The following is a 13,181-nucleotide window of genomic DNA, read 5'->3' on the forward strand; positions in this document are numbered from 1 at the left end:
AGTTATCTGTTTTTGATTTCGTTATCAATCAGTTTTTTTAACTCTTCCAATTCGGTTTTAGACAAATGGGTTTCTTTAGTGAAAAATGATGCAAATTGCGAGGCACTGTCATTAAAAAAATCTTTGATCAGTCCATTGACATGTTTTGAGAAATAGGTTTTCTTTTTAACCAATGGATAGTATTCACGTGATTTTCCAAAGGTTGTGTAAGCAACAAACCCTTTATCTGCCATGCGCTTTAAAAGTGTGGCAACTGTTGTGGGAGCTGGTTTGGGTTCTGGGTAGGCATCCAATAAATCTTTCATAAAGGCCTTTTCCAGTTTCCACAGGTAATTCATTAACTCTTCTTCTGATTTTGATAATTGCATTTTTCTACAAATTTAGAATATGTTCTACAAACATAGAATAAAAAAATGTATTCTACAAATGTAGAGGTTAAAAAAAACACAAAAAAATCCGCTCTTGTTGAGCGGATCGTATTCTATTTAGAAAGTTCAGTAAAATATTTGTAGAACAATGGAATCGTTTCAATGCCTTTAAAGTAATTCCAAATGCCATAGTGTTCGTTGGGTGAATGAATGGCATCACTATCCAGTCCGAACCCCATTAAAATGGTTTTACTTTTTAATTCCTGTTCAAAAAGTGCGACAATAGGAATACTGCCACCACTACGCTGCGGAATGGGTTTCTTTCCAAACGATTCTTCATAAGCTTTGCTGGCTGCTTGATAGCCAATACTATCAATAGGAGTGACATAACCTTGTCCGCCGTGATGTGGCATTACTTTAACGGTAACACCCTTTGGAGCGATACTTTCAAAATGGGTTTTAAATAGTTCTGTAATGTCTTTCCAATCTTGATGAGGAACTAATCGCATAGAAATTTTAGCAAAGGCTTTACTGGCAATAACCGTTTTGGCACCCTCGCCAATGTAGCCTCCCCAAATTCCATTAACGTCTAAAGTTGGTCTTATGGAATTTCGTTCGTTGGTTGTATAGCCTTTTTCACCATATACGGCATCAATATCAAGAGCCTTTTGGTAGTCTTCCAGAGAAAATGGCGCCTTCGCCATTTCAGCGCGTTCTTCTTGAGACAGTTCTTCTACTTTATCATAAAACCCTGGAATGGTGATATGATTATTTTCGTCATGAAGTGAGGCAATCATTTTTGTCAATACATTAATTGGATTAGCTACAGCACCACCATACAACCCAGAATGTAAATCACGATTAGGACCGGTAACTTCAACTTCCACATAGCTTAGACCGCGCAATCCTGTTGTGATGCTTGGCACGTCTTTGGCAATCATACCCGTATCTGAAATCAGAATGACGTCATTTTTTAGTTTCTCGTGATTATTTTTCACAAAAGTCGATAAGTTAACGCTGCCGACTTCCTCTTCACCTTCAATCATGAATTTCACATTACACGGTAATTGATTGGTTGAGGTCATAAATTCCAGAGCTTTAACATGCATATACATTTGCCCTTTATCGTCACATGCTCCACGAGCATAAATAGCGCCTTCAGGGTGCAGTGCGGTTTTTTTAATAACAGGTTCATAAGGTGGTGAATCCCAAAGTTCGATTGGGTCTGCCGGTTGTACATCGTAGTGACCATAAACCAAAACGGTTGGAAGTTTCTCGTCTATTATTTTCTCACCATAAACAATGGGGTAGCCATCTGTTTCACAAATTTCTACTTTATCACAACCTGCTTTTTCAAGGCCTACTTTCACAGCATCAGCGGTTTTTAAAACATCCTGTTTGAAAGCTGAATCGGCACTAACAGAAGGAATTTTAAGTAGTTCAATAAGTTCGTTTAAAAAGCGGTCTTTGTTTGCTTGAACGTAATCTTTTATATTATTCATGGTAAGTTTTTTCGATTTTTCCAAAAGTACAAAAGAGTAATAACTTTCTCCCAATAGATGCATTTGAATATTTAAATCAATTCAGTCGTTTTTACCTTGACATCAATGATACTTTTGATATGATGCAAGCTATATTTGAATTGCTGAAATTAATTTATCAAACAAGCTGGATATCAGTGTTCAATTTTCCTTATTGGATTTTCCAATATTATAAAATTTACATAAAAGTCCTTAACATTTAAATAACTGAATAACAATTAAATAAATTTAAAATAAACATTTTTATATAAAAGTCACATGGATTATTTTTGTTTTCTGTAATTATATTGGATTTTTAAAAAGTTTATTTGTTTTTACATAAGACTTAAACAATGCAGGCATCAGAAAAATGGGTGACTTTTATGGCAATTTTATTGGTGGTTTATGCTGCTATAATTTTGTTTTTTGTAATAAGGGGAGCATTAAAGACCAGGAATATTTCTGATTTTGCGGTTGGGAACATCAAGTTTCCGTCTTGGGTCGTTGGACTTTCTCTAGCGGCTTCTATGACCAGTGCTGCAACATTTATAATTAACCCAGGTTTTATTGCGCTTTATGGAGTTACAGGTGTATTATCCTTTGGTATTGTTTTGCCGCTTGCAGCCTTTGTATCTTTAATTGTTCTTACTAAAGGTTTTGCAAAATATGGACATAGTGTAAAGGCGACCACTATGGCGCAATGGATGGGGCAGCGGTATAATAGTAGATCGTATGCTTTTTTTATGGCGATTTTGGCCTTGCTTTTAATAACTTTTATTGTGCTTATTAATGTGGGATTAACGCAGGTTATCTCAAAGTCATTAAATGCGGAACCGTTTTACGTTATCTTGGGAATAACAGCATTCGTATTTGGCTATATGATGTTTGGAGGAGCCAATTCTATGGTTTATACCAATACCATTCAAGCCATAATTATGTTCTTTGTGGCGTTGATATTGATTGGTTCTGGTTATGAGTTTTTTGAAAATGGGGTAACTGGTTTTTTTGAAAAGTTGGGAGCTATTGATGAAAACTTGACCAAACCCACAAACAAAAACAGCTTCCTATTTAGGGATTATTTTGAAATTATCGTCGCACAGGTCATCATAGGTGTTGCGATTGTTTGTCAACCACATATCATAACCAAATCATTACTTCTTAAGGACTCCAAAAAAATAAATAAATACCTGTTTAGCGGTATCATGTTTATGATTGTTTTCTTTTTAGTGGTAATTGTTGGCTTGTATGCAAGATTGACTTTTCCTGATTTAGCTATAGATGGAACAGCTTTAAAAATGGATGAAATAATTCCGACCTATGTCGTGGTGAAATTTTCTGTTGGACTTGGGATGTTTATTGTTGTTGGGCTTATATCGGCAGGATTATCAACCTTAGAAAGCTTAATTCAGTCGTTGTCAATTACAATTACGCAAGACATATTACAACCTATTTTTAAGGAACGTGTTTCTCGACATTCGGTGTTGGTAAATAAAGGTGTAATTGTTATTTTGGCAATAGTAAGTTTTATATTGAGTTGGAATCAGATAGTAAGCCCTGATGTGAGTGTTGCTATTTTTGCCCAAAATGGGGTTTATGCCTATTTTGCAGCAGCTTTCGTGCCAGTACTTTTTGGTATGTTCCTAAAAAATGTACCACTTAAAGCAGTATTTACGGCGAGTATAGTAGCTCTGGTGGTTCATTTTGGAATTTATTACGGAAGGCTCACACCCTACATGCAGGAACCTGTGAATAATCCTGGAATTCCAGCTGCCATAGCCATTGTAAGTTCGGTGGTAGTAGGCTATTTGTTGTACTATTTTAATAAGAAAAAAGATGACCACAGACACGTTGGATTGGATAGCTAAATGGGCAGATTACACACCTGAAAAAGTAGCCGTAACATCTTTTGATACAGAAGAAAAATATACATACAACCAGCTCCATATTTATGCCAATAGACTGGTTGAAAAACTTGAAAGTTTTGGTCTTCAAGAAGGTGATAGAATTGCTGTTTTAGCAGAACACAGTCTGCACTATATTGTTCTGCTTTCTGCTTGCCAGCGCAGTGGGATTATTATTGTTCCATTGAACTATAGACTGTCCTTAAAAGACCTTGAAGCATTGTTTTTGGATTGTAATCCTGCCTTGTTACTTTACAGCGAAACCCAAAAGGAAAAGTTGGAAGAACTTTCAATTGCGTTGCCAAAAACCATCCATTTGGACCTTATAAAGTATTATTATCAGGATGACATATGTGTTAAGCCCAGGACATTTCAAATTAAAGAACGAAATCCAATCTTTATTTTTTATACTTCAGGTACTACTGGAAGACCCAAAGGTGTGATTTATACCAATAAAATGATGTTCTGGAACAGTCTAAACACCTCTATGCAATTAGGAATAACATTTCGGGACTCTACAATAAACACGTTGCCACCTTACCATACTTCAGGTTGGAATATATTTGTAACCCCATTGTTACACAAGGGAGCACATATTGGTATGGTTCAAAAATTTGATTCAGAACGTATATTGTGCCTTTTGGAATTAAACAGAACAACACTCTTTATGGCTTTGCCCACAATGTTGGCGATGATGCAAAAAACCGAAGTTTTCAAAAAAGTAAATTTAGAAAACTTACGTTTCATTATTTCAGGAGGTGAAACGGTTTCACCTGGTTTGTTAAAACTTTGGAAAGAAAAGAAGGGCATAGCCATTAGACCAGGTTATGGCTTGACCGAAGCAGGGCCAAGCATCACATCTTTGCATCACAACATAGCAATGTCCAAACCAGAATCCATTGGCAAACCCAATTTTTACTTAAAAACAAAAATAGTGACATCTAAAGGGCGTAAAGCTCGAGTAAATGAGGTAGGGGAGTTCTGTATAAAGGGTGATATTGTAACTCCAGGCTATTGGAACAATTCAACCGAAACCAACAACAAAATTAAAAATGGTTGGTTACATACGGGCGATTTGGTTCTCAAGGATCAAGAAGGCTATTTGTTTCTTAAAGGTAGACGAGACGATATGTATATTTCCGGTGGGGAAAATGTATATCCACAGGAAATCACTACAAAACTTTTAATGTGCAAAAGTGTCGTAAAGGCGGCTGTATTAAGTGTTAATGATCCAGTCTGGGGACAATGTGGCGTAGCTTTTGTGGTTTTGAAAAAAGGAAAATCACTTAATGAGATAAATGTTTTTGTGGATAAAAATTTAGTATCGTTTAAGAGACCAAAACATATTGTTGTTTTGGATGATATACCACTAACCAGTGTCGGAAAAATTTCCAGAAAAAAACTTAATGCCTATTATGAAGCATACAAATCCAAAATTCAATCATAAATTTACAGCAATGAAACACCTATTGTTAACACTGGTTTTATTGCCAATAGTTGCATGCTCCCAAACCAATGATAATACAATGAAAAGCATAGTTTCCAAATACAAGTTCCCAACGCACTATACCACAGTAGATGGTGTAGAAATAGCTTATGTTGCTGAAGGAAAAGGAGATAAAACCCTTTTGTTTGTGCACGGTTTGAGCAGTAATTTGGATGCTTGGTCTAAAAATGTGGCTATTTTAAAAAATGATTTTAAGTGCGTTGCATTGGATTTGCCAGGTTACGGAAAATCGGGGAAGCCTGAAGAAGCCAGTTATACCCCAACCTATTTTTCAAATATTATTTCAGGTTTTATTGATAAGTTGCAATTAAAAAATGTTTTACTTATTGGGCATTCCATGGGTGGGCAAGCTGTTATAAAAACAGCAGTGAATAAGCCAGAAAAGATTGAAAAGTTAATTTTGGTTGCTCCTGCTGGAATCGAAACATTTACTGATGCACAAGGCAATATTATGAAGACGATGTTCACACCAGATTTTGTAGCGAACACGACCAACGAACAGATTAAAACCAGCTATGCACTTAATTTTTACAATCAGCCAGCAGAAGTCAATGACATGATAACCGATAGAATAGCCATAAAGGAAGCGGCAGATTTTGAAGCACATTGCCATGCGATTTCAAAGAGTATAGCTGGAATGTTGGATGACACTGTTGTTGAGGATTTAAAGAACATATCTCAAAATACATTGATACTGTACGGCAAAAATGATATGCTAATTCCCAATCGATATTTTAATCCAGGGCTAAATGTTGACGAGGTTGGAAATAAGGCTAAAGAAAATATAAAAAGTAGCGTTCTTGTTTTTGTTGATGAAAGTGGACACTTCTTGCAATTTGAACAGCCTGACAAAGTAAACGCTCTAATCAAGGAATTTGTAGAAAAAGAATAATGCTGAAAGTTAAACTCAAAAAATTCACCGAGTTTAGTAAAACAATTCTTCCAAACGAAGCCAAATATTTAGTTTCGCAGCATCAATTTACTGATAACGAAAAAACCAAAATCTTAAAACAATTGGTGGATGGCGCATTAGCCAACAATGTTAAATATCATTTTGATACCCGTATTGATAAGCGAAAATATTCTTATGTAAAAAATTGGATATCCAAAAAACTGGAGAGTGTTGATGTAGATGAAACGGCAAAATGGATTTTGGATCTCAACAAGAAAATCCTTTTGGATGCCATAGTTTCTTCAGAAGAAAAAGAATTTCTCAATTTTTTATCACACTATAAAAAAGTCGGATACAATTTCCAAATCGTTTATGAACTGGCCCAGGAATACAAACCGTATTTGCTCATCAGGTTGCGTTACAAAGACCATGAAATAGTTGCCAATTTTTTGGAAAACTATTTAGTTGATTACGAAAAGTCAAAAGAAATTCAGCAAAAACTTTATAATGCCACAACGGAAATAACAAGCCAATATACCCAAAAGGATAGCGAAACTATCTATTGGGAACCTTGGCTTTTGGAGGTTTTTAAAGATGAAGAGGTAGATGGTAAAAACAGGTATATGGCCTTTATTACTTTGGCGTTTATGTATACCAATTACAGTGAGATCTCAAAGTTAAAGTTATTATTTGATGAGATTGATGTGTGTTTCAGCAAAGGTGAGATGTATTCAAGACGATTGTTATCCAACTATTATGCAAGTCGAGTGCTGATGCATTCCAAAGAAAATGAATTGGATTTAGCAGAATATTATGCCTACCTTTCTATAAGACAGTATAATAATGATACTTTGATGTATGTGAACAATTTGGTTGCAATTTTATTGAAAAACAAAAAACCAAAAGAAGCCAATAAAGTTTTGGATACTTACCATCAACTGTATAAAGAATCTCATAACTATCATCAAAAAATTGGGTTTTGCTCCTACAGAATAAGAGCTTTAAATCAACTAGGTCAAAACAATTTGGCTGAAGAAGTTGCTTCAAACTTTTTAAAACAGAACAAAAAGGAAGTGCTAAAGCATCGCTGGCACCATTTCTTTACATCCTATTTTATTGTACTGATTGCCCAAGAAAAATATTCCGAATTACTCAAGCTGGCTTCAAAATTTGACATTGCTTCCAAAGAGAAAGAACATAAGTCCGGTCATAGCTATATACCAAATATTTCTTGGTCCATTTCCTTGTCAAGATATATGGAAGGGCAGATAAATTCTTCAAAACTTTTAGAAGATATCAAAGCACCTATGGAAGGCCTTAAGCCTACAAAAAGCCAAAAAACGGTCTTGGTTCAAGTCATAGATACGCTTTCAAATAACCTTCCCGAAGCTTTTTTAAAGCTAAAGTCATACCTGTAAAAATTCGTTGTAAAATCAGTTATATTGAAGCTTTTTGGGATTATTTTAATACAAATTATTAAAAAGTCGCATCCAACAACTTGACATTTCATTTTATAATCCATATTAATTCCTAATAGATTGCGTCAATAACTTAATTAATCTAATAAGATCATGAAAAAAATATTACTTCTGACCATTTTAATGATTACTGGTTTTGCTTATGCACAGGATACTGGAACTGTTAGCGGGACGGTTTTAGATATCAATGGTGTACCGTTAACGGGTGCTACAGTACAAATTACAGACTTAAAAGTAGGGGCTATTACAGACTTTGATGGTAACTATACTATAGATAATGTTCCAGCAGGTACATATTCGGTTAGTATAAGCTATGTGGGTTATAAAAGTGTTGAAGATAGCATAACTGTCGTAAGTGGACAAAATACCGAATTAAATAGTACGTTAGAAGACGGCGAAAACGTGCTTGATGAAGTTGTTATTACTGCCGGAAAAAAGCTTCAAAAGGTAACTGATGTACCTGCGACTGTTGAAGTGATAACCGCCAGGGAAATCGAAGAATTTCCTAGTTTTAACATAGGAGAGATGGCTGCCAGACAAAAAGGTGTAGATTTTATTAGAAGTGGTGTTTTAGGAACAGGAATTAACATCCGTGGTTTCAACTCTGCGTTTAATTCTAAAAATCTTCAAATGACCGATGATCGTGTTTCCATGCTAATTGCAACAGGTTTACCTTATGGTTCGTTCTCAACAGTAACTAAAGATGATATTGAACGCGTAGAGATATTGTTGGGGCCAAATGGAACCCTATACGGACCTAATGCCCATAATGGATTGGTAAGCACAATTACCAAAAACCCAAGAACATCTGAAGGAACTACATTAGCATTTGGAGCAGGGAATCAAAATGTTATTACAGGTAGATTAAGACATGCTCAAGTCATTAATGACAGGTTATCCTATAAAATACATCTGGAAAGAACAGCAGGTAAAGAGTTTATGTATGTTGATTCTGTATATGTAGGTACAACAGCTTATGAAGAGCATAATTTAGACCGTGATTTTGACGCCCTTAAATATGGTGGAGCAGTTCATTATAAAACAGGAAAACAATCAGAATTAATTGGGTATTATGGGCATAGTAATAATACAAATCTGGCAGTAACTAATGCAGGTAGAAACCAAATTAAAGACTGGACATTAGATATAGCACAAGTAAAATTTGTGTCTAAAAATATCTTTGCAAATGCTTACTACACTTGGAGTAGAACAGATGAGACTTATGCCATTAATCAACGTACTCAAAACTATGTGTCATTTATTGAAAATGGTTTTTCTGAAGAAGAAGCATGGAGTCGTGCACTTTATGAACAATGGGTGCCTTCACTAGGTATTGCTATACCAAGAGGAGCCCTGTTTAAAGATGCATCGGAACGATTTAATGGTGAAGCCCAATACAATAACAATTGGGGAAATTTTTATCTGACATTAGGAGGGCAGTACCAGTTGGATATGGCAGATTCTGAAGGAACATATTTATTGGATGCTGATGGACCAATTGAAATTGGACAAATAGGCTTTTATGGGCAGTTTGAATATAAACTGGATTCTGGTTGGAATTTCTTGGCTGGTTTAAGAGCTGACAATCATGATTTATATGGAACAAACTTATTGCCTAAAGCCGCAATCACCAAGTCAATTGACGCGGGTACGTTTAGATTGACTTATGGTAGAGGTATGGCAGTGCCTTCAATATTAAACTTAAAAGGAAATTTATTTGGTGGATTGGTTTTAGGGAATGGTGAAGGATTTACCTTAACAGACGGAACAGTAATAGATCCTTTGGAAGTTGAAACTATTAACTCTTTTGAGTTAGGTTTCAAAGGGAAGATTTCAGACAAGTTTTTTATTGACGCTAGCGCGTATTATAATATGTCAGAGAATTTTATAAGTCCTCTGCGAAATATAGCTGATGCCGCCAATGGCAACTATGTAACTCACATTGGTGATACACCAATAGATGAGGTGTCACCTGGTGCTAGTCAATCACCTGTGTTGTTAACCTACAGCAATTTTGGTAGTGTTGATACTTATGGTGTTGATATAGGGTTGAACTATTATATTTCTGATGCTTTTAGAACCTCATTTAACTATTCCTATTTTGGACGTAGTTTAGATACAAATGATTTGGATAATGATGGGAATTTGGACGGTGTGGTTTTAGAAAGTGAACTTCCTATCAATACTCCAGAACATAAATTTAATGTTGGATTGCATTATAGTTCAGACAAGTTTTATGGAGCTGTTTTTGGCAGATGGGTCCAAGATTATGATTTCTTTTCAGGAATAAATGTTGCGGCCAAAACACAAGACCTGGATGGTGATGGTGTTAATGAAATTGTTGAAAATGCTAGAGTAGGAAGAACATGGAACTACGGGCCTTTAGGAGGATTTACTATTGACGCTAATTTTGGCTACAACTTGAATGAAAATGTATCGATGGGTGTGAATGTAACTAATTTATTTGATACTGAAATCAGGGAGTTTGTGGCTTCTCCAGCCATTGGAAGATTAATTTCTTTTGAATTAAAGTATAAATTCAATTTCTTTAAAAAGAACCAATAAATTTTAGTAAATGCCAAAAGAAGTAAACAGAGAGCCTATTTCTTTGGATTATTCTGATGCTGGTAATAACAATGGTAAAGTGCTATTGTTATTACATGGCTTGGGATCAACAAAATTGGATTGGGAGTTTCAAGTTCCGGCATTTTCAAAAGAATATCGAGTAATAGTCCCAGATTTGCGAGGGCACGGAAAATCTTTTCACAAAAACTTGGACTACGGCGTAGTTATCATGGTTGAAGATGTTGTAAAGCTCTTAAGTGAACTAGGTCTAAACCAAGTAACACCTATAGGGTTTTCAATGGGAGGAGCAGTGGCTTTTCAGTTGGCATATTCGTATCCAGAACTCGTTGATAAAATGGTTATTGTAAACAGCGGGCCAGATTTTAATGCCATGGGAAAACTTGGAGAAGAACTATTGGATACCAGAACAACTTTTTTGAAAACTAAAGGGTTAAAGGCTTTGGCAAAGGAAATAGCCTACAATATGTTTCCGGAGCCTCAACAAGAATCGCTAAAAAATGATTTTGAGTCTCGTTGTGCTGCCAATGATTTTGAAGCATATTATCAGTCTTTTGTTACATTAATGAATTGGGGACTTGGTGATAAACTTCGAGATATTGAAGCTGAAACATTGGTTGTGGCTTCAGATATGGATTATTCGCCCGTAAGTTTTAAAGAGGAATATACAGGAAGGATGCAAAATGCACAACTAAAGGTAATTGAAAATTCAAGACATGGTGTTGTGCTGGACCAACCAGAAACCTTTAACAAAATTGTTTTAGACTTTTTAAAAAATGAATAGAGTTGCATTAATAACAGGTAGTACCAGTGGTATTGGTTTGGGTATAGCAAAACAATTTGCTCAAAATGAATACCATATTATGTTTCATGGTCTTGAGTCTAATGGTTTAGAAATAGCAATGCAAATAGGAAATAAGAACAATGTTAAAACAGCTTTTTCCAATGTGAATTTAAGGCAACCTGACCAAGTAGAAGAATTGGTAAAAAAAACCTATGACATTTTTGGTCGCTTGGATGTTTTAGTAAACAACGCTGGCATCCAATATGTTTCGCCAATTGATGAATTTCCAAACGACAAATATGAAGCCATCATTGCTATCAATATGAATGCCGCATTTTATGCCTCAAAAGCCGCTTGGAAGTATATGAAAGAGCAAAATTTTGGACGGATAATAAACATTTCATCAGTACACGGATTACGTGCTTCAGAATATAAAACGGCCTATGTTACTGCTAAGCACGGTGTCATAGGTATGACCAAAGTACTTGGTTTAGAAGGAGCGCCTTATAATATAACCTGTAATGCTATTTGTCCAGGTTATGTGCGTACGCCACTTGTTGAAAAACAAATACCTGATCAAGCGAAATCCCATAATATGTCAGAAGAAGATGTTATAACAAAAGTCATGTTAAAAAAGCAAGCAGTAAAATCTTTTGTGCCAGTTGAGGCACTGGCTGATATGGCTTTATTGTTGGCAAAAGAAACTTCATCAACCATTACTGGATCAGAGTTTGTCCTTGATGGTGGATGGACAGCACAGTAAGTGTTTTTTTAGAATTAGTTTTTTAATTTTTAAGTTCCACCACTTTTTATATAAAAGTGGTGGTTTGTTTTTTGTGACTATAGGAACTAAATCATATCATTATTTTTTAAAACTTAAGTGAGCCTATTTAAATTAATGGATAGGATGGCCATTATGTAAACCCTTTTCAAATATAGGATTTTAGCTTTCAATCGATTTTTTCAAAAGAACTATGGGTAAGGAATTTTTCCCAAAAGATACATTTGATTATTCAAACTATTGTTTATATTTGCATCCCATTTATTGGGAAATCTAATGCGGGCGTGGTGGAATTGGTAGACACGCTAGACTTAGGATCTAGTGCCGCGAGGTGTGGGAGTTCGAGTCTCCCCGCCCGCACGAAAAAAAAGCTTCTTGGAAACAAGAAGCTTTTTCTGTAATTGACAATTGCTATTAATCAATTAAATACTCAGATTTTCATAAGTTTAGTGGTAAAATGACTTCCTGAGTTGTTCGTTGCTTTTATAAAGTATAAACCTTCTTTTAATCCTGTTGTACTGAATGTGTGACGCGTTATAAAATCACCGTAGAAAGCTTTAATTAACTTACCAGTGGTATCAAATATCTCAACAGATTTTACATTTGAATTAAGGTAAAAATGATTTTTTGTTGGGTTCGGGAATAATCTTGTGGTGTTGAGATTTAAGTTGTCCTCAAGCCCCAATGTCATAGCATAAGTATACTGTGTTGTAGGCTTCCAAAAGATATCAGCATTGCTAAATCCGTTCCAATCGTCAGCAAAATAAATTGCATAACCAGTAATATCAGTATTATTTAGAGTTACATTGAATACTTCAGCACCATCGTTGATAGATACAGATAGAGTCGTTTCGGTATTAAGCGTAAACTCAAACTTAAAATCGGCATAATCTGCTGATCCATTTATTGATGATGCATTTACAGTGCCTCCATTTGAAACTACTTCCCAAGGATCATAGGCACCACCATTACCATTTAAATTAACTTGAACCGCATAGTTGTTTTGCCTATCGTCCCAACTCAATGTTGAAGTTGGGCTTGACAACAGGGCTATACCAATTTGACCAAAAGCTTGCGTAGCTGCAACAGTTATGGTAAAACTATCGCCGACAGCCATAATACTTGGTGTGCCACCAGTTAAACCGGTCTCAGTAAATGTTTTCCAAGCTACAGACTGTTTGGCACCACCACCATTTGCCCACATGCCAAGTTCGTCAGCTCCATTATCAAAATGACCACCACTATCAAAAAAGATGGCATCATAATTCGCAACCCTTTGTGGATATTGAATGGTCGTTTGGGCAAAAACACCCACAGCAAATAAGCAAAATGCCAGTACGTAAAGATTATTCATTACTATATAATTC

10 protein-coding genes and 1 tRNA gene are annotated in these 13,181 nt (G+C 35.5%); 8 read left to right on the plus strand and 3 right to left on the minus strand.

Annotated elements, in window-relative coordinates:
• Positions 1–2 precede the first annotated feature (2 nt).
• Entirely contained in the window at positions 3–368 is a 366-nt protein-coding gene (locus ACKXGU_RS10460; protein WP_463465265.1) for a BlaI/MecI/CopY family transcriptional regulator, read from the minus strand.
• Positions 369–481: 113 nt separating this feature from the next.
• Entirely contained in the window at positions 482–1,870 is a 1,389-nt protein-coding gene (locus ACKXGU_RS10465; protein WP_463465266.1) for a dipeptidase, read from the minus strand.
• A 371-nt stretch (positions 1,871–2,241) separates the two neighbouring features.
• Here ACKXGU_RS10465 and ACKXGU_RS10470 point away from each other — a divergent pair, with 371 nt between their 5' ends.
• From ACKXGU_RS10470 to ACKXGU_RS10505, 8 genes are all read left to right on the plus strand, one after another.
• Positions 2,242–3,753 (plus strand): sodium:solute symporter family transporter, encoded by a 1,512-nt coding sequence (locus ACKXGU_RS10470; protein ID WP_463465267.1) that lies wholly within the window; start codon positions 2,242–2,244, stop codon positions 3,751–3,753.
• Entirely contained in the window at positions 3,722–5,236 is a 1,515-nt protein-coding gene (locus tag ACKXGU_RS10475) for a class I adenylate-forming enzyme family protein (RefSeq protein WP_463465268.1), read from the plus strand. The genes ACKXGU_RS10470 and ACKXGU_RS10475 overlap by 32 nt, the downstream gene beginning before the upstream one ends.
• A gap of 79 nt (positions 5,237–5,315) precedes the next feature.
• Positions 5,316–6,188, plus strand: coding sequence for an alpha/beta fold hydrolase (locus ACKXGU_RS10480; RefSeq protein ID WP_463465269.1), 873 nt, complete (start codon positions 5,316–5,318; stop codon positions 6,186–6,188).
• Positions 6,188–7,606 carry a hypothetical protein gene (locus ACKXGU_RS10485; RefSeq protein WP_463465270.1) on the plus strand — a complete coding sequence of 473 codons (1,419 nt, stop codon included), beginning with the start codon at positions 6,188–6,190 and terminating at the stop codon, positions 7,604–7,606. The genes ACKXGU_RS10480 and ACKXGU_RS10485 overlap by 1 nt, the downstream gene beginning before the upstream one ends.
• Before the next feature lie 153 nt (positions 7,607–7,759).
• The gene (locus tag ACKXGU_RS10490; RefSeq protein WP_463465271.1) at positions 7,760–10,231 is read left to right on the plus strand and encodes a TonB-dependent receptor; all 2,472 of its coding nucleotides are present in this window, start codon (positions 7,760–7,762) and stop codon (positions 10,229–10,231) included.
• Between the two features lie 10 nt (positions 10,232–10,241).
• A complete protein-coding gene (locus ACKXGU_RS10495; RefSeq protein WP_463465272.1) occupies positions 10,242–11,033 on the plus strand; it encodes an alpha/beta fold hydrolase in 792 nt (263 codons plus the stop codon).
• Complete coding sequence (locus ACKXGU_RS10500; protein ID WP_463465273.1) at positions 11,026–11,796, plus strand: 3-hydroxybutyrate dehydrogenase; 771 nt, start codon at positions 11,026–11,028, stop codon at positions 11,794–11,796. The genes ACKXGU_RS10495 and ACKXGU_RS10500 overlap by 8 nt, the downstream gene beginning before the upstream one ends.
• Positions 11,797–12,092: 296 nt before the next feature.
• Positions 12,093–12,174 (plus strand) — tRNA-Leu (locus ACKXGU_RS10505).
• 70 nt (positions 12,175–12,244) lie between these two features.
• Here ACKXGU_RS10505 and ACKXGU_RS10510 read toward each other — a convergent pair.
• Positions 12,245–13,168, minus strand: coding sequence for a T9SS type A sorting domain-containing protein (locus tag ACKXGU_RS10510; protein ID WP_463465274.1), 924 nt, complete (start codon positions 13,166–13,168; stop codon positions 12,245–12,247).
• Positions 13,169–13,181: the final 13 nt, after the last annotated feature.

The sequence above is a fragment of the Hanstruepera sp. CR43 genome, assembly GCF_055227665.1.